This is a genomic window from Paenibacillus etheri (assembly GCF_001012825.1).
Taxonomy (GTDB): Bacteria; Bacillota; Bacilli; order Paenibacillales; family Paenibacillaceae; genus Paenibacillus_AQ; species Paenibacillus_AQ etheri.
Genome location: NZ_LCZJ02000043.1, coordinates 15,325 through 36,748, shown reverse-complemented (window position 1 = coordinate 36,748; position 21,424 = coordinate 15,325). Strand labels below are relative to the sequence as shown.

At 45.1% G+C, this 21,424-nt stretch carries 19 protein-coding genes; all 19 read right to left on the bottom strand.

The window, feature by feature from the left end; genetic code table 11:
- Positions 1 to 27 precede the first annotated feature (27 nt).
- Complete coding sequence (whiA, locus tag UQ64_RS26545; protein ID WP_042123310.1) at positions 28 to 957, bottom strand: DNA-binding protein WhiA; 930 nt, start codon at positions 955 to 957, stop codon at positions 28 to 30.
- A 143-nt stretch (positions 958 to 1,100) separates the two neighbouring features.
- Positions 1,101 to 2,048, bottom strand: coding sequence for a gluconeogenesis factor YvcK family protein (locus UQ64_RS26540; RefSeq protein WP_167348529.1), 948 nt, complete (start codon positions 2,046 to 2,048; stop codon positions 1,101 to 1,103).
- Between the two features lie 57 nt (positions 2,049 to 2,105).
- Complete coding sequence (gene rapZ / locus UQ64_RS26535) at positions 2,106 to 3,005, bottom strand: RNase adapter RapZ (RefSeq protein ID WP_060626461.1); 900 nt, start codon at positions 3,003 to 3,005, stop codon at positions 2,106 to 2,108.
- Positions 3,006 to 3,050: 45 nt separating this feature from the next.
- Positions 3,051 to 4,001 carry an ROK family glucokinase gene (locus UQ64_RS26530; protein ID WP_060626459.1) on the bottom strand — a complete coding sequence of 317 codons (951 nt, stop codon included), beginning with the start codon at positions 3,999 to 4,001 and terminating at the stop codon, positions 3,051 to 3,053.
- A gap of 208 nt (positions 4,002 to 4,209) precedes the next feature.
- The gene (locus UQ64_RS26525) at positions 4,210 to 5,469 is read right to left on the bottom strand and encodes a DUF438 domain-containing protein (protein WP_060626458.1); all 1,260 of its coding nucleotides are present in this window, start codon (positions 5,467 to 5,469) and stop codon (positions 4,210 to 4,212) included.
- A 39-nt stretch (positions 5,470 to 5,508) separates the two neighbouring features.
- A complete protein-coding gene (locus UQ64_RS26520) occupies positions 5,509 to 5,736 on the bottom strand; it encodes a DUF1858 domain-containing protein (RefSeq protein WP_060626452.1) in 228 nt (75 codons plus the stop codon).
- A gap of 205 nt (positions 5,737 to 5,941) precedes the next feature.
- The gene (locus tag UQ64_RS26515; RefSeq protein ID WP_060626579.1) at positions 5,942 to 7,432 is read right to left on the bottom strand and encodes a UxaA family hydrolase; all 1,491 of its coding nucleotides are present in this window, start codon (positions 7,430 to 7,432) and stop codon (positions 5,942 to 5,944) included.
- Positions 7,433 to 7,467: 35 nt separating this feature from the next.
- Entirely contained in the window at positions 7,468 to 8,937 is a 1,470-nt protein-coding gene (locus UQ64_RS26510; protein WP_060626450.1) for a tagaturonate reductase, read from the bottom strand.
- A 157-nt stretch (positions 8,938 to 9,094) separates the two neighbouring features.
- A complete protein-coding gene (locus UQ64_RS26505) occupies positions 9,095 to 10,099 on the bottom strand; it encodes a LacI family DNA-binding transcriptional regulator (RefSeq protein WP_060626447.1) in 1,005 nt (334 codons plus the stop codon).
- A 57-nt stretch (positions 10,100 to 10,156) separates the two neighbouring features.
- Positions 10,157 to 11,584: a glucuronate isomerase gene (gene uxaC, locus UQ64_RS26500; RefSeq protein ID WP_060626445.1), complete on the bottom strand. Its 1,428-nt coding sequence runs from the start codon at positions 11,582 to 11,584 to the stop codon at positions 10,157 to 10,159.
- Between the two features lie 210 nt (positions 11,585 to 11,794).
- Positions 11,795 to 12,583 (bottom strand): class I SAM-dependent methyltransferase, encoded by a 789-nt coding sequence (locus UQ64_RS26495; RefSeq protein ID WP_060626443.1) that lies wholly within the window; start codon positions 12,581 to 12,583, stop codon positions 11,795 to 11,797.
- 159 nt (positions 12,584 to 12,742) lie between these two features.
- The gene (gene trxB, locus UQ64_RS26490) at positions 12,743 to 13,696 is read right to left on the bottom strand and encodes a thioredoxin-disulfide reductase (protein ID WP_060626442.1); all 954 of its coding nucleotides are present in this window, start codon (positions 13,694 to 13,696) and stop codon (positions 12,743 to 12,745) included.
- 131 nt (positions 13,697 to 13,827) lie between these two features.
- A complete protein-coding gene (locus tag UQ64_RS26485; RefSeq protein WP_060626440.1) occupies positions 13,828 to 15,564 on the bottom strand; it encodes a tetratricopeptide repeat protein in 1,737 nt (578 codons plus the stop codon).
- A gap of 233 nt (positions 15,565 to 15,797) precedes the next feature.
- Positions 15,798 to 16,748 (bottom strand): ribose-phosphate diphosphokinase, encoded by a 951-nt coding sequence (locus UQ64_RS26480; protein ID WP_060626438.1) that lies wholly within the window; start codon positions 16,746 to 16,748, stop codon positions 15,798 to 15,800.
- Positions 16,749 to 16,771: 23 nt separating this feature from the next.
- Positions 16,772 to 17,599, bottom strand: coding sequence for a histidinol-phosphatase HisJ (gene hisJ / locus UQ64_RS26475; RefSeq protein WP_060626437.1), 828 nt, complete (start codon positions 17,597 to 17,599; stop codon positions 16,772 to 16,774).
- A 16-nt stretch (positions 17,600 to 17,615) separates the two neighbouring features.
- The gene (gene hisIE / locus UQ64_RS26470) at positions 17,616 to 18,332 is read right to left on the bottom strand and encodes a bifunctional phosphoribosyl-AMP cyclohydrolase/phosphoribosyl-ATP diphosphatase HisIE (protein ID WP_060626435.1); all 717 of its coding nucleotides are present in this window, start codon (positions 18,330 to 18,332) and stop codon (positions 17,616 to 17,618) included.
- Positions 18,329 to 19,087, bottom strand: a complete 759-nt coding sequence (gene hisF, locus UQ64_RS26465) for an imidazole glycerol phosphate synthase subunit HisF (RefSeq protein WP_060626433.1) — start codon at positions 19,085 to 19,087, stop codon at positions 18,329 to 18,331. The genes hisIE and hisF overlap by 4 nt, the downstream gene beginning before the upstream one ends.
- A gap of 830 nt (positions 19,088 to 19,917) precedes the next feature.
- Entirely contained in the window at positions 19,918 to 20,655 is a 738-nt protein-coding gene (hisA, locus tag UQ64_RS26460; RefSeq protein ID WP_060626432.1) for a 1-(5-phosphoribosyl)-5-[(5-phosphoribosylamino)methylideneamino]imidazole-4-carboxamide isomerase, read from the bottom strand.
- Between the two features lie 147 nt (positions 20,656 to 20,802).
- Positions 20,803 to 21,423, bottom strand: coding sequence for an imidazole glycerol phosphate synthase subunit HisH (gene hisH / locus UQ64_RS26455; protein WP_060626431.1), 621 nt, complete (start codon positions 21,421 to 21,423; stop codon positions 20,803 to 20,805).
- Position 21,424 lies beyond the last annotated feature (1 nt).

Here is a 21,424-nt window from a genome sequence, read left to right as displayed (position 1 = left end):
ACGTAAACCACACTAGAAAAAAAGTGACTAGCCGCCTCGAACCTTGTCCGCCAGTTCATCAATCTTACGAAGCCGATGATTTACTCCGGACTTACTAACCGTACCTTTCAGCATTTCACCAACCTCTTTAAGGTTGATATCCGGATGTGCCATTCGAATTTCTGCAACTTCTCGCAGTTTATCCGGCAAGCTCTCCAGCCCCACTTCTCGCTGCAGCAGTTTGATATTCTCAATCTGCCGCACCGCGGCACTTATCGTTTTATTGAGATTCGCGGTCTCGCAATTCACGATCCGATTCACGGAATTACGCATATCACGCATAATTCTTACATCCTCAAATTTGAACAACGCTTGATGCGCCCCGATCAGACTTAAGAATTCGATAATCTTCTCGCCTTCTTTAATGTATAGAATGAACCCTTTTTTACGTTCAATGCAGCGTGCGTTTAGGTGAAATTCACCAGCTAGATCGACTAGCGCCTTACAATGTTCCTCATACATTGAGGAAATCTCCAAATGGTAAGAGGAACCCTCCGGATTATTAACCGATCCGCCGGCCAAAAAAGCACCACGCAAATAAGCACGCTTACAGCAGTTATTCCCAACAATCTCTTTATCAATACCGTCGGTAAAAATAAATCCTTCGGATACAATTCTGAGATCATTTAAGATTTCCTGTACGCGACTAGGGATTCTAACGATATAAACGTTATTTTTCTTCAAACGCATTTTTTTACGCACGAGTAGCTCAATATGGACCTGGTAATATTTCTTAAGTAAAGAATATACCCGCCTTGCAATCGCGGCGTTCTCCGTCGAAATGTCGAGAATAACCTTTTTGCTTGAAAGCTGCACAGATCCATTCATACGGATAAGCGCTGACATTTCCGCCTTCTCACAACAAGGCTCACTCTCCACCATCGTCAGCTCTTTTTTGGTAAGGGCCGCAAAAGACAAGGGTCTCACCTCTTTCTGAAATAAGTACGTCATTCATATATACAAGCATAAACGCCTTCGGCGTCCTTTTGAGGACGGTAAGCGTTTAAGCGAGAAATATAAGAAAGTATAGGTGTAAAACTTATACTTTCTTATATTTTATGTTATACCCTAGGGTTTCTGTTTATCCAATCTTGCACAAGCTGATAGATATGATGACTAAGCTTATCTGTATCATGTCTTAAATAAGTTCGGAATAACACTAGCTTATCCGCTATGACTTTATAACTGCTGCCCTCTAGTACATCCTTGTCGAGTTGTACCGGACGTGCACCCTTCTCCGCGTACTTCGTCTGAACCTGCTCTGGAATTTCACCGTCATTAACAATAATATAATCAAATAAATGAATTCCAATATGATCATAAACGGCTTGCAGATGATCATTTACGGTATAATTGTCCGTTTCACCAGGCTGAGTCATTACATTGCAGACAAAGATTTTGATTGCATCAGAAGATACAACTGCTTCTGCCAGCTTAGGAACAAGTAGATTCGGAAGAATGCTCGTATAGAGACTCCCTGGACCCAAAAGAATCGCATCAGCATTTCGAATCGCTTCAAGTGCTTCAGGCAACGGTTCTACGTCCGCAGGCTCCAAAGACACCCGTTTGATGATCCCGCCGGCTTCCGGTATCTTAGATTCACCCGTGATAATCGTGCCATCCGACATTTCTGCACGCAACACAACGGCATCCCCCGCAGCGGGCAATACCCGTCCGCGAACAGCGAATAGTCGGCTAAGCTCGCGAACAGCTGTGACAAAATCGCCAGATATATCTGTTAGCGCAGCAAGGATTAGATTACCAAGACTATGACCCGCCAAGCCTTCGCCCGTGTTGAAACGATATCTCATAATATCCGCCATGAGCGGCTCTACATCAGCCATAGCTGTTAATACGTTGCGGATGTCCCCAGGAGGAGGCATTTGCAGTTCACTGCGCAAAATGCCCGAGCTTCCTCCATCATCTGCTACGGTAACTATAGCTGTAATATCTAGCGGCTTTTCTTTTAAGCCACGAAGCATAACAGATAGCCCCGTCCCACCGCCCATAACGACGATACGTGGACGCTGTCTTTGTTCTTCAGCCACTATGGACCCCTTCTCTCATTAGTGCCGATCACGCTCGGAATCCCGATGACTCACGGCTACGGATTCCGTTTCGCTGACGCCCAGCATTTTTCCCAAATATTCAGAAATGGCTACAGAACGGTGTTTCCCGCCTGTACAGCCAATGCCGATAATAATCTGGGATTTACCTTCCCTACGATATTGTGGAATTAAAAAATGAAGCATATCGAGCAGTTTGGTCAGGAACACCTGTGTTTCAGGCCACTTCATTACATAATCATAGACATCGCTATCCTGACCCGTTTTTGGCCGCAGGTGATCCACATAATGTGGGTTAGGCAAAAAGCGAACATCGAAGACGAGGTCTGCATCAATAGGAATGCCATACTTAAATCCGAACGATGTAATATTGACGGAGAGTGTGCTTTTTCCTAAATGCGAGAACCGCGATACAATCTTCTCTTTGAGCTGCACTGGTTTCATACTGCTAGTATCCAGACATAATGTAGCTGAATTCTTTAACTCCTCAAGCATTTTACGTTCTAGCTTGATACCATCAAGCGGAAGTCCCTTAGGTGCTAGAGGATGATGACGCCGGCTTTCCTTGTAACGCTGCACAAGTACCGAATCCGTAGCATCCAAGAACAAGATTTCACAGCCAATAGTTGACTCATCTTTGATATAGGCTAGAGACTCGGACAAAGCAGTGAAGAATTCCCTACCGCGCAGGTCAATTACAAGAGCTACCTTGGCGATCTTACCCTTCGACTGCTCAATCAATTCTGCAAACTTAGGGATCAGCACCGGCGGTAAATTATCGACACAGAAGAACCCTAGGTCTTCCAGACTCTGTACAGCAATTGTCTTACCCGCACCTGACATTCCGGTAATAATGATCAGGGTGGCTCCAGCCGTTGGAGAATTGTCCAATTCGGTCATTAAAGCGTCCCCTCCCTAAATTAGTATATGAATACTCCCTATCTTTTAAGAACGAAGCAAAAGGCCTGCAGCACCAACAATACCTGCATCATTGCCAAGCTCTGCTGGGATAATCGTAACTCCAGTCTGAAGTGGAGCCGGTGCCAACTTAGCAAACACACGACGAACTTCATCAAATAGAATATCTCCAGCCTTAGACACACCACCACCAACGATGAAGACCTCAGGGTTAAGCACGGCCGCAACAGAAGCCATAGATTTACCCAGATAGTATGCTGCACGGTTTACTATGCGAATCGCTACTTCATCGCCAGCCTTAGCCGCATCAAAGACTTCCTTCGCAGCAATTTTCTCTACCATAGAGAGGGAAGTACGATCACCACGTGCTACTGCATCATTAGCCATACGAATAATTCCTGTAGCGGAGGAAACGGTTTCCAGACATCCCATATTACCGCAACCACATTGAATAGCTTCCAGATCCGGCACTACTGTGATATGACCAAGCTCACCGGCTAGGCCTGCAAAACCTTGATAAATTTTTCCATTAATAATGATTCCGCCACCCACACCTGTTCCAAGCGTATAGCAGACACAGTTTTCAATCCCGCGTCCTGCACCACTCCAAGCTTCACCCAGGGCAGCCACGTTCGCATCATTGTCTATTTTGACAGGCTTGTTCCAGCGATCTTCCAAAATGGAGCGAATCGGCACATCTTTAAATCCTATGTTGGGCGCAAGGATAATGATTCCTTCACGAATATTTGTGAACCCGGCTACGCCCGCTCCTACACCTGCAAGCTGATCCCATGAGTACGGGGAATCCTCCACAATTTGGCGTACATACTTCTCGATATTATCGATAACAGTATCGACACCTTCTGCAGTTCCTGTAGGTCCCTCATAAGTATGCAGTAGAGTTCCCTCAGCATTGCAGATCCCAACCTTAATTGCAGTTCCACCCAAATCCACGCCAACGTAGATATTCTCAGACATGTAACAAGCCACCTTTTTTTATACTAAAATAGTTAATCCTAAGTACCAACTATAATAGAAGCCCCCTCTGTGGTCAAGGAAAGACAACACACCCGGGAATTCCTTATTTTAAGAGTATACTCTATTATATTCTAAAAAGACCCTCTTACGCTAAGTAAGAGAGTCCTCTACCTATATTATTATTTGGAAAATAACCCAAAACCCGCATTCATTCTGATAAAATACGCTTTTGTCCTTCTAGTGCACGGATTGGAGCGATATTTTGCGTAAACTCCAGCGTACCCATATACCGGCCAGTCTCGTCGCGGACAGCGAAATAACGGATATAGATGAATTTATCCTTGATGGCAATCCAGAAGTCTTCAGCATCCTTAAGACCTGCCTTAAAATCTTCCAAAAGCTTCTCTACCACATGCACACTTTGCGGAGGATGACAGTTCTGTACCGTACGACCGATAACCGCCTTTGTCCGAGCAAAGATACGTTCTTTCCCGTGTGAAAAATATCGAACGACATCATTCTCATCAATGAATGTCAAATCTACCGGCAGGTGATTGAGCACGGTCTCTAGCTGATGCAGTGACAACAGCCCTGTCTCAAAACGTATGAACCCTTCTTGCGGAGCTGCTCCCTCTTCGTTTCCCAGCACTGCACCTTCCGGCTCTGCGGCGCGCTCGGGTATCCACTCCTGCTCCGGCGCCGTTAGGCAGAATCCGATCTCATCACTCTCACGAGCGATTTTGACCCATTCGTCTTCCGTCAATTTGTCCAGCGACATAGGTAGTAAAATGTTCTCTTCTTTAAAGATCATCTCATTAACTTCCTTAATGATCTCCTCAAGCTGAACACCTATTTCTGCTGCGTTTCCGCTGTAATTGTTGAGTGCCGCTTTTGCCTCTTTAATCATACGGCGGATATTATCATCCACTCCCCACATAACCTTGGTTGGCCCATAAATCCCATACTTTTCGAGGTAAGGAAATAGAAGATTCTCTTTACGACTGTAGTGTTTATCAAGATCTAGCAGCAAGCTTAGATCCTCCAACAGCTTGAAGATGAGTTCTTCGCTGTCATTCTTCTGAAATTTGGTTGCGTGTAAATCTAAACGGAAGTTAACAAGTCTTTCAATCTCACGGTTTTCTAGCTTGAAGGTGTGCACTGGATGCCCTGGCTGCTCCTCAGGCTTAGACGAACGGTGAATTTGCTCAATAGAACCTTTAAAAATTGCTGTATGGACCGAACAAAGTCGTTGTACCTCTGAGACCGGAATACCTTCTTCAGTCATTAATGAATGCTCCATAGCAGATATTTCCGCTACGGTAACATCGCCTACAGCTTCCTCGAAGCGTGCCTTAACCTCTTCAACACTTTTGCCTGCATGCAGTTCTTTAATAATCTCCTTGAGCATGGCTTGGCGACGAGTCTGCTCCGGTACATCAACCTCACGATTATTTATCAGTTCACTCATTATTGATCTCTCCTTAATGAAGTTTGGTTATAGATTCCTTTATTTCATAATCTCGAAGCCATGTCGTTCAAATGCTAACTTCACGGTGTCGAGATCCATTTTCTTCAACTTGATTCCTTTGGATAGGGTCATGAAACGCCCAGCCGTCTGCAGCATGCCAGGCTTAGCGATATCCTTAAAGCCCAGCTCTACCATAATCTCGATGACCTCCGGATGCCGTGATACCATATCGAATATGGACTCATCCATTCGCAGCACTTTTTCCATGTAACTCTTCTCCTTTTTGTGAGAACTATTCTCAATAACAGATTAGCACAGGCCATATGAGGCGATAGTGATTGCAATCACTAAATGAAAAGAAAGCGATTGTTGTTCTTTTTAACAACGGATTACGTATTAGTGTGAAATAAAAAAAACTGCCCCCTACGCTTAAAAAGCATAAGGGACAGCCTGATTTGAAATAAATTATTTATTATAGCGTTACTCCTGTTTTGAATATGGAAATTTCACGGAAGTTATTCTTCTCATTAAATACCCATTCCCCGCTAGCCACGCTGATAATGTAATTAATGAAATCGCGCAGGACCTCATCTGGAGAACCGTCTTCGACCAGCACACCCGCATTAAAGTCAATCCAGTGACGTTTACCTTCATACAAAGGCGTATTCGTCGATACCTTCATCGTAGGCACAAAGGTACCAAATGGCGTTCCCCGTCCGGTTGTAAAGATCACTAATTGACAACCAGCAGCAGCCAGTGCAGAGGAGGCCACAAGATCATTACCAGGTGCGTTAAGGAGATTTAAGCCCTTGTTGGTGATAAGCTCGCCGTACTTGAGTACGTCCATAACCGTGGAGTTGCCGGATTTCTGAGTACAGCCTAGAGATTTATCCTCAAGCGTAGTAATCCCTCCAGCTTTATTGCCTGGGGATGGATTTTCATATACCGGCTGTTTATAGTCCATGAAATACTGCTTGAAGTCGTTGATCAGGTCGACAATTTTGTGGAAAATAACTTCGTCCGCTGCACGTTCCATCAGAATTTTTTCGGCACCGAACATTTCAGGTACTTCAGTCAATACAGTTGTACCACCTTGGGCAGCCATATAATCAGACAGACGTCCTAGGAGAGGATTCGCAGTAATACCGGATAAACCGTCGGAGCCTCCACATTTCAGACCGATCTTCAGCTCAGAGAGCGATACTTCTTCCCTATGGTCACCTTGTACATTATTGTAGATTTCCTTCAGCAGCTTCACGCCTTCTTCTATCTCATTCCCAACCTCTTGAGAGACAAGGAAACGCACACGATCCTCATCATAGCTGCCAAGCATGTCTTTAAAAATATGCAGATTGTTGTTCTCGCACCCCAGCCCGAGCACAAGCACTCCGCCAGCATTCGGGTGTTTAACCGCATTTGTTAGAATCGTACGAGTATTGTCATGATCATCACCCAGCTGGGAGCAGCCATAGTTATGCTTAAGCACAAGCACGTTATCGAAAGGGGCGATATCCCCAACCTCTGCCTTGAAAATATTAATGATCTGCTCCGCCACTCCATTTACACAACCAACTGTAGGAACAATCCACAGCTCATTGCGGATACCTACAGATCCATCTAAGCGGCGATACCCCTTAAAGGTCAAATTCTCTGCTGCAAAAGGATTCGGCGTCAGCTTCTGCTCAAAAGTATATTCCTCTACCCCTGTTAAGTTGGTCTTCGTATTATGGGTATGCACCCATTCCCCCGGCGTGATAGGCGCTTTGGCATGACCGATCGGATAACCATATTTCAACACATTCTCGCCTTCACTAATGCTGGTTAGTGCAATTTTATGGCCTCTGGCGATATCTTCTGTAATTTTAATCTCTTTTGAACCAATTACGATGGTGTCGCCTGATTTATAGTCTTTCAGTGCAACCGCTACATTATCAGCATCATTGATCTGTAGTACCTCTTTCATGGTCTTGATCATATCGGGTACCCACCTCCTGTGTATCAATTGTGCGCAGGTCTCTTCACGAACGTTTGCAGCGCTTGCTTCATACCTATTCCCTCAATTGCAATTAGCCCTTCTGCCACCTTGTCGGGAAGTCCCTTAACTTCATTCAGATCACAGCCCCAATGATTTGTTGCTGCTAGTACCTGAGCGGTCAGTGCGCGTAGCCCAGTGTCTGTGCCATCCCATCCTCCCCAAAGGGAAGCGAACCCTTCCAAAATATCCGCATCATCCGCCAGTTGAATCTCTTCTTCCCCTCTACGTCCTTTATAGAATGCAATTAATGCGCTCAATGAGAAGGCAAGCTTCTCGGGCAAACGGCCTTTGACCTCTACATATTGCAGTAAAGAAGGCAGACCTCTTGTCTTAAACTTCGATATAGAATTAAGGGAGATGCTCATCAAGTAATGCTGCACATAAGGGTTCAGGAATCTTTCTAATACCGCGTCTGCAAAAGAATTCAATTCCTCTGCCGGCAGATCCAGCGTGGGAATGATCTCATCGTATATTAAGGACTTTACGAACGCCCCAACCTCTTCGTGCTCAATGGCCTCGGCAACCGTATCAATCCCATACAAATACGCTACTGGTGTCATCGCGGTATGAGCTCCGTTTAGAATTCTCACTTTACGAGTCCGATAAGGGGTCATATCATCCACCACTAGCACATTAAGACCTGCTAGTTCAGCCGGAAATTCCTCTTTAATCCACTGTGGTCCTTCAATCACCCAAAGATGGAATTGCTCACCGACAACAACCAGCTTATCCTCATAGCCCAGTTCTTCTGTAATCTCAGCGATAGTGTCTCTTGGATAACCGGGAACAATGCGGTCCACCAGACTGCAGCAGAAGGTATTAGCTTCATTCAACCAGTTTACAAAACCTCCTCCAAGATTCCACAGCTCAGCATATTTCAAAATAACCTTCTTGAGCTCATCACCATTTCGGTCAATCAGCTCACACGGAATGATGATAAAACCTTTAGAAGCATTCCCATTAAAAAATTCAAAACGTTTATACAATAAGGCCGTCAGCTTGCCCGGGAAACTACTTTGCGGAGTATCGGTTAACTTGTCGCCGGCTTCGAAAGCAATTCCCGCTTCAGTAGTATTAGACACAATAAATCGCAGCTCTGGATTCTCGGCAAGCTTCATATACTCCTCATGCTGGGTAAAAGGATTAAGCGTTCTTGTAATACAGTTGATGACCTCATGTTCTTTTACCGCCGCTCCATCTTTGATTCCTTGGAGATAAAGCGTATATAACCCATCCTGCGCATTTAGCATTTCTGCAAGTCCGTTGCCCAGCGGTTGTACAACAACCACTCCACCATTGAAATCCGTTTTTTGATTCATGGTATGAATCTGCCAATCTACAAAAGCGCGCATGAAATTACCTTCACCAAATTGCAGAACCTTCTCAGGATATTGCTTGTAAGCTTTCCAACTATCGTTATTTAATCTGTTCAAGTTAACGCCTCCTTATAATAAATGCACACGATAAACTAATTAAATAAACCTTACAAAACAATATTTATATTAAAATTATTATAAATTTATGCACACGTTAAAATTTTACGGTAAAACCCTTTACGATTGTAAAGGATTAAGCTACTATACGCAGCCTCTATTTCTGCAACTTCCTAACCGATTCTCTCGCAATAAACTCCGTGTCGATCGAGATTAGCACGTCATTCTCTATAGGTTCTTTGATTAAGCTTAAAAGCTTGCGGGCTCCTTGCTCGCTGATCTTCTCAATGGGACGTTTAACTGTGGTAAGCGAAGGATTAGCAAAGAGCGAAAATCCACTATCATCAAAACCAACAATAGAAACATCATTCGGTACCTGCAACCCTCGCTCGAACACCGTTTTCATAGCCCCGATCGCCATATCGTCATTGGAACAAAATACTGCCGTCGGCGGTTTTTCTAAATCCAACAACTGGACCATAGCCTCGTATCCACTTTGCATATCATAATTACCACTGATCATGTAGTCATTACGTGCAGGAATATTATATTCAATCAATGCTTTTATAAAGCCATCTCTGCGTTCCTGCGTCGATTTAAAGCCCTCGACACCTTCAATAATCGCAATGTCTTGATGCCCGGCTTCAATTAGATGTTTGCCTGCATTATAAGCGCCTTCCCGGTCATTCGAGATGATGTTGATAATGGAACGGTCATCAATTTGTCGGTTCAGCACAACGATTGGAATGCCTTGCTGTACTACATGGTAAATGAATTTATTATCTGCTTCGCTTTGACTCATTAGAATAATTCCATCAAAACGCTTGCGATGAATAGAAGAATACTCCGCATAATCATCGATCCCTCGAATGAACAGATTATACTCCACATCTATGACGCTATTCACACCACGGATCGTGTCAGAGAAGAAACCCGACGATGTCCCCTTGGCAATACTCGTGAAGAACAGACCAATAGTATACGATCTCTGCATCACTAGGCTTTTGGCATTGTAATTCGGAACATAGCCTACTTGCGCAGCGATCTCGGCAATTTTTTTACGTGTGACTTCTTTAATTAGGGGACTGTTGTTAAGTGCTCTCGATACAGTTGTATGTGAAACATTCGCCAGTTTGGCGATATCCTTGATTGTAGGTGCCATGGGTCAACCTTCCTTATTAAACGGGTTTGGCTCTTCCATGTAAGGATATCATAACGATTACCTAGTCACCAATGCCTGTTTCGAGAAATTGAAATAATGATCAGCGTTATTGTAACAGATATTCTCAATCATGCCGCCCAGCAGTTCCATATCATCCGGAGCTTCTCCAGCCTCTACCCAAGAACCTACAAGATCACATAGAATTCTTCTAAAATACTCATGTCTGGTATACGATAAAAAGCTTCTGGAATCTGTTAACATTCCGACAAATTGACTAAGTACACCTAGATTAGCAAGCGTCTTCATCTGTTCCAGCATGCCATCCTTATTATCGTTGAACCACCATGCCGTTCCGAATTGAATTTTCCCTGGAATACCGCCTCCTTGAAAGCAGCCCATTAAACCAGCAATGACATGATTATCATTTGGATTCAGGGAGTATAAAATCGTCTTAGGAAGCGCGTTCTCACGATCCAGCGCATCTAACAGACCTGCCAACGGCTTAGCAATCACGCCATCATTAATGGAATCATAGCCGGTGTCAGGACCGAGTCGGCCGAACATTACGCTGTTATTATTGCGTAGCGCATGGATATGGAATTGCATGGCCCAATCCAGCTCGCTGTATAATTTACCAAGGAACACAAGTGTGAACCCTTTATATTTCTTCTCTTCACTCTCGCTTACAGTACCTTCATAAAGTGCTTTAGCGAATATAGCTGTAGCTTCCTCCAAGGTAGTTGGCTCAAACATCACCGCATCCAAAGCATGGTCAGATACACGGCCGGCTCTGGCATGGAAGAATCTCATTCTGCTCTCCAATGCTGCAAGAAACTGTCCGTAATTCTCAACAGCCATTCCCGAAACTTCGCTTAGCTGAGCTACCCATGGCTGGAAGGTAGGACGATTAATCTCAAGGGCTTTATCTGGACGAAACCCCGGAACTACACTGACATTAAATCCACTCAGGCTACTGATTTTTTCATGATATTCCAGAGTATCTACAGGGTCATCTGTGGTGCATACAACAGTGACCTTCGATTTAACAATTAGATCTCTTGCTCCATACCCTTCACCTTGCAGCTGTCTGTTCACTTCATCCCAAATCTTCGGTGCATTAGCCTCATTCAGCAAATCATATACTCCAAAGAAACGCTGCAACTCCAGATGTGTCCAATGATATAGCGGATTCCCGATAATCTTAGGAACGGTTCTAGACCATGCCAAGAACTTTTCATAATCACTAGCATCACCGGTAATGAACTTCTCTTCTACACCATTTGCCCGCATCACTCTCCATTTGTAATGGTCGCCATACAGCCAAGCTTCGGTAATATTGTTGAATGTCTTGTTCTCGTAGATCTCTTGAGGACTGAGGTGGCAATGATAATCGATAATCGGCATGTCTTTCGCATAGCTATGAAACAGATGAATCGCTGTCTCACTGGACAATAAGAAGTTCTCATCCATGAATTTTCTGCTCATGAGGTTTGCTGCTCTCCTTTATGATCATAATGGGAGTTACATTTGTTTAACGTGAATATTTGGTTTAACAGCTAATTTCTCAAAATCAATTTTAAACTTATTATCAATAAATATGATACAGTTCGACAGAAAAATGTTCACGTTAACATTATGTTTATTGTAATCGTATTTTTAAAATGCGCAAGTCTTTTTCTAAGGACATTGTTACAGTTATTTTAACTTCCGAGAGGTAATAAATAAACAACATATATAATATCTGGACACAACCCCACCATTGGTGGAAAAAAGCAGCTTTAACTCAGCAATAAATTTGTTTTGCTCTGATTCCGAAAGAACCAGAAAAGAACTCGTAGTGTTTAAGAAGCCAATGAAACTATCGACATCCTCTTGATGGGACCACGGAAATTGATAAGTGGATGGCGCCTCAAAATATCCGCTATTCGAAATCTCAGCTGAAGTCCTATTTATTCTCTCATCTATCTCTTCTTTGCTGGAAATGGTAAAGGCATGATATTGTTTGCAAAGCTCAGCAATCTCTTTATCCAACTTACTCTCTCCGCATAAATAGAAATTCCAAAAAAGAGCCAAATGCCCGTTTGGCTGAAGCACTTCAGCACATTTCTTATATCCCTCAGGTTGTGGAACCCAGTGAAAGGCTTGAGCAGAGAACACCAAATCATTCCCTTTTCGGGGCTCTTCCCAATCTTCAAATCGAGTGACCACATACTGCACCTTGTTATGTTTATGCTTCTGCACGCCAATTTCGGCCAATTGCGGCCCTGGTTCTACACACAAGAGTTCATATCCCCGATTCAAAAATAATTCCGTAGCTTTTCCGCTACCCGCTCCGATTTCTAGTATTTTTGAAGCTGCGTGGAGAGAGGTATTAGCTTCAACACAATCAATTACCTCCGATGGATAACTCGGTCTAAACACATCGTAGTAATCCGCAGCCTTATTAAAACTTTTACTTTGTTTGATCCAATCCATAGTATCCATCCTCATCACTCCCTTGATTTCATGGAATGTTTTACGAACTGTTTATGTGTAAAGTTTCACAAACTCTGTGAAGCTTAGCGTTTATTAACAAATAAGCAGGCAATCTTTAGAGAAAGGATTGCCTGCTTATTTGTCATTGGACTACGATTTCTCGCAAAATTAACTATCTAATGTTTCGCTCCAGTCATGCACCATTGAGCCTTCAAGGTATTTCTCTGCATCCATTGCTGCCATGCAGCCAGTCCCTGCTGCAGAAATCGCTTGACGGTAACGGGTATCCTGTACGTCGCCACAAGCGAATACTCCCGGAATGTTCGTTTCAGTAGTACCTGGATTAACCACGATATAACCATTGGTATCCGTCGTAATCTGACCTCCCATGAATCCGGTATTCGGCGTATGGCCGATAGCGACAAACACTCCGTCCGCTTCAATGAGTTCTTCAAGCCCCGTCTCATTGTTGCGAACCGTCAGCCCTTTAACTCCAGACTCGCTGGTTGTAACCTCAAGCGGTGTACGATTAAGTGCCCATGCTACCTTACTATTGTCACGTGCGCGATCCTGCATAATCTTCGAAGCTCTGAGCTCATCCCGACGATGAACCACGGTTACACTGGAAGCAAACCTTGTTAAGAAGCTGGCTTCCTCCATCGCGGAGTCTCCACCACCGACCACGATAATCTTCTTGTTCCGGAAAAAGAAGCCATCACAAGTAGCACAAGTGCTGACCCCACGGCCCACATTCTCCTGCTCACCTGGTATTCCTAAATATCTGGCAGAAGCACCGGTAGAGATAATCACCGACTCTGCCTCTAATACACCCAATCCATCTACTGTCACTTTGAATGGACGCTGTGAAAAATCCACTGAATCCACCCAACCATTCTTGAATTCAGCGCCGAAACGTTCAGCCTGCTTACGCATGTTGTCCATTAAATCCGGTCCGAGAATCCCTTCAGGAAAACCTGGGAAGTTCTCCACTTCCGTTGTCGTTGTCAGTTGTCCACCTGGCTGCATACCTTCAATTACAAGTGGGTTAAGGTTGGCACGTGCCAAATAAATAGCAGCAGTAAGCCCGGCCGGGCCTGTTCCGATTACAATCGTTTTGTACATAACAGTGGCCTCCTCACAATAGGGTTTAGACATAAAGTAAAGGTGTAAAACTTAAATTTCTTTTATTTTGAAGAAAACGGGACCCTCATTAGAAAGAAGGCTCCGTTTCTACGAAATACTGTATCAACAATTTAGATATTTTCGGTAAACGGGGGAAGACTGTCGCTCACACTTCCCTGAAGACTGCATTCATCATCGATACGCCGAGCATAACGACTGACCATCGACACGGAAACGTCATAGCGCTGGGCTACCTCACGGTAGGTGACTGGAAGGTTATGCATCTTTGCGATCAGATATTCTAAGGCAGCACACCAGCCCTCCGTTTGACGGATAAAAGGAACATCTGGATATATGCTACTCACGAATTGCTTCCAGAGTAATTCAGCATCTTTTTTCTGGACGGCATCAAATCTCCGGTCCATCATACTTACTGTCTGGTCAATGACTTTTTGCCAATCTTCTCTCCATTCGGGCAATCCCTTCAGACGCGCAGTTGAAGTTTCTTTGGCTTCCTGAAGTACATTTTCCTCCGGAACACTACCAATCAATCGTTGCAGACTGAGAAGTGCAGCTTCTTGAAGCTTTTCTTCCTGCAAAGGCTGTTGCTTCAGAAGTCCTTGCAGAATCTCAGACATTTCTTCATCTTCGATCCACCGCAGAGCTTCCGTAACCTGAAGCTTCGTATTGGCATCGCCGTAGCGAAGCGCCCAGAAGAAGGAGGATCGAAGCAACGGATTGTTCCGCACCTCTTCGGCAAAGCTTCCTTTATTGTCTTTCCACAGCTTCAGCTGCTCTTGAAATGGGAGCTGATAGTTGTAGCTGATTGGAGACAACGCCTTGCCTTCTCCCTGCGCTTGCTGCAGTTGGGCCAGAAAAAATCTCGGCACAGCCGATTCCGGATCCAGCTTAGCGGCTTTTTGCCAACAACGCTGAGCTTCTGTGTACAGACCACTATTGCTAGCTGCTGCCGCACAATAATGGTACAGACTGGCGTCACCGCCGACTTCTTCATCCTTTAGCAGGCGCCGAAAATGACCATAGGCGGTTCTATGCCGTCCCAGAATTCCCATGGTTGTGGCCATTTTGAACAAATGCTCCTGGTGAAAAGGAATTGTCGTCTCTAGCAGACGTAATAATCCAGCCAGTTGCTCGCGGTCACCTTCATACTGCAGAAAGATTGCCAAGTTACAAAGTGCGTGCAAATTCCCAGAGTCCTGTTCAAGCACCCGCATAATACATTCTTTGGCTTTGGTAAAACGACCCATATAAAAATACGCAAGGGCTAGGTTGTTATGCGCCGCCAAGAAGTCTGGCGTATTGCTCACAATCTCTTCAAGCAAAGTAACAGCTTGTGTAAACTTGCCTTCTTCCAACAGCGCTCGAGCCCGCTCATGCTCTATTACCCCTTCCCGGCTTCTAATCCGGATAAGCGGAGCAGGACGATCCAGCTCATATTGCAGAAGTTCCATCAATTCTTCCGATTCGGCCAGAAACTCACCGTTCACATCTTCTTCGAGATAAGTAACGAGTGAGCGTTCTGCCTCCTCATAGCTTTCCATATTGGCAAAGTTGTTAGCCATATAGAAATAACATTCCGTCATTCCAGGATCAATATTCTCCAGCACATGGGTCAAAATGTCGTTAGACGCCTCATAATTCCCCATCTCTGATAATACGCCTGCTACGTTGCAATGATTTACCGGGTTCTCCGGTTCGTACTCTACAGCTTTGCGAAAATTCTTTAATGCCTTATCATATTGAAAGCGATCCAAGGACCGAACGGCTCTTTCAAAGAAAAAATTGGCATTCAGAGTGACAGGAATAACATTACCATTCTCCTCATACTCTGAAGTTCTCTCCATCATGGAAGCAAGGCACCCCCTTATAAGAAGCTTCCTTTATATTAACGAAAAAATAGGAGGGCGGCGCCCAATGGGGTATACCGGAGCTCCAAACTTAATCGCTATTCCGTTCCCTTTATGGGTGCGGCTATCTTCACACAGTATACCACATGTGACTGCGAGATTCTCAAGTTGAGAAAGACTCTACCACTCCATAAACAGCAACTTTTTCACGTAAAAATAAAAAAGACGGGGAATTAAATTCCCGCGTCTCTGAAAAGCTTATCGATCGAACCGCCCTCAAGAATAATACGTGTAGCTTGTGCAAGCATCGGTGCAACCGATAAGACCGTAAACCGACTTGAATGATCATCTGGAAGCGCGATAGAATCCGTAATGACCACTTCCTGAACAGAGGGATGGTCAAGCCGCTGTAGCGCAGGTCCTGAGAACAATCCGTGCGTAGCACAGACGATACTGTCCTTCGCACCTCTCTCTTTCAGACCCTCTACCACATTCACTATGGTAGTTCCTGTATCAATCAGATCTTCGATAATAATCGGTGTACGTCCCTCGACATCACCAATGACATGAGTGATTACCGATTCATTATGGGCTGGACGCTTCTTAATCATAATGGCAAAAGGTGAATCCAGCTTATTCGCCAGCTTCTCAGCCATAGACGCACGTCCGGCATCCGGTGAGACAATGACCAAATCAGACATAGCCTTGGCCTTCAAATGGCTGCTGATTAAATCGAGTGCAGTCAGATGATCAACCGGAATGTTGAAAAAGCCTTGAATTGCCGCTGCATGCAAATCGATAGTAATCACACGGGTTGCGCCCGCGGTCGTAAGTACATCAGCTACCATCTTAGCCGAGATCGGTTCACGAGGTGCAGACTTACGTTCCTGTCGAGCGTATCCATAATACGGTACAATAATGTTAACTGTACGTGCCGATGCCCGTTTAGCAGCATCTATCATCACGAGCAGTTCCACGAACATCTCATTAATGGGATGGGATAGGGATTGCACCAAAAATACGTCGCAGTTCCGGATGCTCTCTTCGTAATGCACGTAAATCTCGCCGCTCATGAAACGGGTCAGTTTAATCTGCCCCAATTCAACACCAAGTCGCTCTGCAATATCTGCCGCCAGGTTTGGATTCGACGAACCGGAAAAAATACGTAATTGTTGATGATGCATAATACCCTCCTGCGGATTATAAATTATAGTTTGAACGGAACAGTGGTACGACGGCGTCCCTCAAATACAGCCAGCTCACGGAAGCCTGTGTGCCAAAGCATGCTACGTGCCTCTTGCAAGCCGTCACCAAGCTTGGCAGGGTCATGTGCATCCGAGCCGAGCGTAAGCGGTATACCAAGCTTAAAAGCCTCCTGTAGCAGATGTTCCGCCGGGAACATCTCAGCACATGGCTTGGTAAGTCCTGAAGCATTCAGCTCCATAGCAATTCCGCTATCCGCTATAACCTTTAAGGTTTCCAGCTCTAGCGTTCTCACCTCTGCTTTACCTTCTGGTGTCTGAGGACCATAGCCGAACCGTTTAATAACATCCATATGTCCTATAATATCATATAATCCTGATAACGCCGACTTCTTTACAGCATCATAATAAAGGCGGTATACCTCTAGTTCATCCTTGCCTTCCCAGCCATCAACCTGTCGATAATCTGTGATATCCCACTCCCCAAGAAAATGCACAGAGCCTATCAGATAATCCCATGGGTAAGGAGATAAAATCTCACGAATTTGATCCTCGTAGCCTTCAATATAATCCGCTTCCAGCCCCACCCGCAGATCTATGACTCCACGATAGCGCTCCTTCAGCGTCAGGCATTCCTCCACATAACGAGGCAGATCAGCCATAGGCATAGCCATTTCAGGGTAATAGTTGGCGGGATCGACATGGATGAGCGGTAAGTGGTCCGATAAACCTAACTGCTGAAGTCCAAGCGCTATCCCACGCTGCACATACTCCTCAAGCTTGCCCACGGCATGACCGCAGCGCTCATGATGCGTGTGGTAATCGATATGCATCCGTCAGTCCCCCTCCCTAGTACTGGTCCCGGCGTGGGCGCTCGTGGCGGGTACTCAATTCTTCCATGATCTCATCAAGCGGAAGCTTGCGCTCCTGTAGCAGTACTAGTAAGTGGTAAATCAGATCACTAACTTCAAGACGCAGCTCGGCATTGTCTTTATTTTTGGCGGCAATAATCGTTTCGGAGGCTTCTTCGCCTACCTTCTTAAGAATCTTATCGACACCTTTATCGAACAAATACGTTGTATACGCGCCTTCCGGACGCTCTACCTCCCGCTCAGCAATCACGCGCTCCAGCTCACCAAGAACAGCAAAACGCTCGCCATCCGTTAGGCTAGTAGCCACAGATTTCTGAGCTTCCGTGGTTTGGTTATTCAAAGGAATCTCGCGGAAAAAGCACGATGTTGCTCCAGTATGGCAAGCTGGCCCTTCAGGGACAACCTTCACGAGCAGCGTATCACTATCGCAATCATAGGATATGGAGGTAATCGCTTGTGTGTTGCCTGAGGTTCCACCTTTGTGCCAAAGCTCACTGCGTGAGCGGCTCCAGAACCAGGTCTGGCCACTTTCCAGGGAGAGCTGTAATGATTCCGAATTCATATACGCAACCATCAAAACTTCCAGTGTGTTAGCATCCTGCACAACGGTAGGCACCAAACCTGCTTCATTCCAACGAATGCCGGCCAGCGCTTCCTCTTGGCTTATTGTTGTATTATTTTGAGTTTCGCTCATCGGATTTCTACCCCTTTTTGCTTCAAGTCTGCCTTTAAGTTGTTAATAGCAATCTCTTTATAGTGAAAAATGGTCGCCGCCAGTCCCGCATCGGCTTTCCCTTCCGTAAATACATCGTAAAAATGCTCCTTCTTCCCAGCACCGCCAGAAGCAATCACAGGAATACTAAGCAAGTCACTTACTGCTGAGGTCAGCTTCAAATCGAAGCCATCCTTAGTGCCATCTGCATCCATACTAGTGAGCAGAATCTCGCCTGCACCCAGCTTCTCAGCTTCCTTAGCCCAAGTTAGAGCTCGGATGCCAGTGGGCTTGCGCCCACCATGGGTGTACACTTCCCATTCGCCAAAAGCCTCGTTATATTTAGCATCTATCGCTACCACAATACATTGAGAGCCAAAACGGCGGGCACCCTCCAGAATTAACTGTGGATTAGTGATAGCTGCTGTATTAATACCGATTTTGTCTGCACCTGCACGAAGAATTCTTTTCATATCGTCAGGCGTAGAGATCCCTCCACCCACTGTAAAAGGAATGGCGATTTCACCTGCGGTCTGCCGCACAACCTCAATCATGGTCGCACGACCTTCTACAGAAGCCGATATATCGAGAAACACAAGCTCATCTGCACCCTCACGGTCATACAGCGCTGCTAGCTCTACCGGATCTCCAGCATCACGCAGATTCACAAAGTTAACGCCTTTGACTACCCGTCCGTCCTTAACGTCAAGACAGGGGATGATACGTTTTGCTAACATTAAATATTCCTCCTTTCATTAAAAAGCGTTTCGATCCCCCTAAAGCATTTCGATCCCCCTTAGTCAAGGGCGACCCCAAACTCACTCTATAATCACTATGTTTCCACGATTCTTGCTCCTAGCAGAACGACGGACTTGCAACATCTGAAAGATCACATCCATATAGGCGGCCTGTGGGCTCGCGCTCATGAAATAATTGGCTCATTTAGTTGCACAACATGCACTAGACATGCATAGAACCTTACATGAAATCGAAAAACTTAAAAAGTAATAATTTTACATTTAATTATTTGGAATGAAGTAAAAAATTAAAGGGCCCTTAAAGTGTAGGAGTTAATTACCAAAAAAAGTAATTCGATATTTAATTAGCTCACAATGATTTTTACGGTTTCTCGCTTGTCACCCGTTCGTGGTGGGGCCTCCACTGGTTTTGAGCAACTCTCATTTATAGCTGCACGAAATACAATTAAATTAGCAAACATGCTCTTAATTGGAACAATAGTTGTATGAAGTACACTTATATCATTCATCTGAGGGTAATGTCCGTACCACAGCATAGTTCAACGTTCCATTGCACTCTGTGCAATGGAATCAACCTCAAACAATCTAATAATGCCGTCTATTGTATTTCGTGCAATGGATTCCCCAGGAATTCACGAAAAAGATGGCTTTTCACTATTTCAATTGTACAAAGTGCAATCAAATAAGTATTCAGCCTCTTTAATCAGCGTTCTATTGCACAAAATACAACCATAACCACAAATGAGACTTTTCACAGAGTTAGAACCAGTTAATTAGTCAGGTTCGTCAACTAACGCACACATCCAGCACTACTTCTGCCCGAGCGCCTGCAAGGCTTCAGAAAGATCAATATTGCCCGTGTACAACGCCTTGCCAACAATAGCTCCGCCCACACCGCTGCCGCTATGCACGTTCAGACGTAGCAGATCATCAAGACTGGTAACTCCGCCGGAGGCGATCACCGTTTTGCCGCTGACCTTCGCCATGGACACAATTCCCTCCACGTTCGGCCCCTGCATCATCCCGTCGCGGGAGATGTCGGTGTATATGAACGTCTCAGCTCCTTTTGCAGCCAGTTCCTTAGCCAGATCCTCAGCACGTACCTCAGAGGTATTCAGCCAGCCATGTGTTGCAACAAACCCGTTGCGCGCATCAATTCCGATAGCTACTTTATCACCGTATTTAGCCAATACTGCTTCGGTAAAGGCATGATCGTTAATCGCGGCAGTACCGATAATAACGCGGCTAACGCCAAGTCCGAGCAATTTTTCCACGTCCGCAAGATTACGAAGGCCACCGCCCACCTGAACCGGCACATTAGCATTAGCAGCAATAGCGCCGATAATCGCATCATTCACAGGATGACCCGCTTTTGCACCATCTAAGTCCACCAAATGAATGAACTTTCCGCCTTGCTCTTCCCATGATTTTGCCACCTCCAGTGGACTATCATTGTATATCGTTTCCTGACTGTAATCCCCCTGTTGTAGCCTGACACATTTTCCATCCCGGATATCAATCGCCGGATATACAATAAAAGAAGACATTTGGCGCTCCCCACTTTCGTTACATTATATTTATAGCGCAGCTTATGCCCGCTCTCCCTTAAGCTTCAAGTATAAACGCCTTCGTCGTCCTTATAAGGACGGTAAGCGTTTAAGCGAGAGATATAAGGATAAAGTGTATTGTGAAACTTATACTTTATCCTTATATTTCAAAAAATTGCCCAGCAGCTTGATTCCCAGCTCTCCGCTCTTCTCCGGATGGAACTGCATACCGAATACATTATCTTGCCCTACAATAGCCGTAACTGGGTAACCATAATCGGTGACAGCCAGCAGATCACTCTCTTTTGCTACATGCGCATGATAAGAGTGGACGAAATACACATGCCCCTCATCAAGACCATCAAACAGCTGACTTTTAGGTTGTGTGAAGCTCAGCTTATTCCAACCCATATGTGGCACCTTATAGCCCTCTCTAGGAGCGAACCGCATTACGGAACCTGAGAGAATATTAAGTCCCTCATGGCTGCCATGCTCTTCACTGCTACTAAACAATAGCTGCATGCCGAGACAAATGCCTAGCAGCGGCTGCTTTCCGGCAGCTACCTGTTTGACCACAAGATCCAAACCACTCTCTCGCAGCTGCTCCATCGCATCGCCAAATGCACCGACACCAGGCAAAATAACACTATCAGCAGCGAGAATTCGCTCGGCTTCACCCGTCACCACACACTCATAACCGAGACGTTCTACCGCCTTGCTCACACTGTGCAGGTTGCCCATGCCATAATCGACGATTGCAACAGTCATG

What these genes read in the sequence shown, in the direction of transcription:
- UQ64_RS26485 (WP_060626440.1), bottom strand. Translation starts at nt 15,564, where the DNA reads ATGATGGAGAGAACTTCAGAGTATGAGGAGAATGGTAATGTTATTCCT.
- uxaC (WP_060626445.1), bottom strand. Translation starts at nt 11,584, where the DNA reads ATGAGCAGAAAATTCATGGATGAGAACTTCTTATTGTCCAGTGAGACA.
- UQ64_RS26525 (WP_060626458.1), bottom strand. Translation starts at nt 5,469, where the DNA reads ATGAGTGAACTGATAAATAATCGTGAGGTTGATGTACCGGAGCAGACT.
- UQ64_RS26520 (WP_060626452.1), bottom strand. Translation starts at nt 5,736, where the DNA reads ATGGAAAAAGTGCTGCGAATGGATGAGTCCATATTCGATATGGTATCA.
- hisF (WP_060626433.1), bottom strand. Translation starts at nt 19,087, where the DNA reads ATGTTAGCAAAACGTATCATCCCCTGTCTTGACGTTAAGGACGGACGG.
- UQ64_RS26515 (WP_060626579.1), bottom strand. Translation starts at nt 7,432, where the DNA reads ATGAAAGAGGTACTACAGATCAATGATGCTGATAATGTAGCGGTTGCA.
- hisA (WP_060626432.1), bottom strand. Translation starts at nt 20,655, where the DNA reads ATGTCTTCTTTTATTGTATATCCGGCGATTGATATCCGGGATGGAAAA.
- hisH (WP_060626431.1), bottom strand. Translation starts at nt 21,423, where the DNA reads ATGACTGTTGCAATCGTCGATTATGGCATGGGCAACCTGCACAGTGTG.
- UQ64_RS26480 (WP_060626438.1), bottom strand. Translation starts at nt 16,748, where the DNA reads ATGCATCATCAACAATTACGTATTTTTTCCGGTTCGTCGAATCCAAAC.
- trxB (WP_060626442.1), bottom strand. Translation starts at nt 13,696, where the DNA reads ATGTACAAAACGATTGTAATCGGAACAGGCCCGGCCGGGCTTACTGCT.
- UQ64_RS26495 (WP_060626443.1), bottom strand. Translation starts at nt 12,583, where the DNA reads ATGGATACTATGGATTGGATCAAACAAAGTAAAAGTTTTAATAAGGCT.
- UQ64_RS26505 (WP_060626447.1), bottom strand. Translation starts at nt 10,099, where the DNA reads ATGGCACCTACAATCAAGGATATCGCCAAACTGGCGAATGTTTCACAT.
- hisIE (WP_060626435.1), bottom strand. Translation starts at nt 18,332, where the DNA reads ATGAGCGAAACTCAAAATAATACAACAATAAGCCAAGAGGAAGCGCTG.
- hisJ (WP_060626437.1), bottom strand. Translation starts at nt 17,599, where the DNA reads ATGCATATCGATTACCACACGCATCATGAGCGCTGCGGTCATGCCGTG.
- rapZ (WP_060626461.1), bottom strand. Translation starts at nt 3,005, where the DNA reads ATGACCGAATTGGACAATTCTCCAACGGCTGGAGCCACCCTGATCATT.
- UQ64_RS26540 (WP_167348529.1), bottom strand. Translation starts at nt 2,048, where the DNA reads ATGGGCGGTGGGACGGGGCTATCTGTTATGCTTCGTGGCTTAAAAGAA.
- UQ64_RS26530 (WP_060626459.1), bottom strand. Translation starts at nt 4,001, where the DNA reads ATGTCTGAGAATATCTACGTTGGCGTGGATTTGGGTGGAACTGCAATT.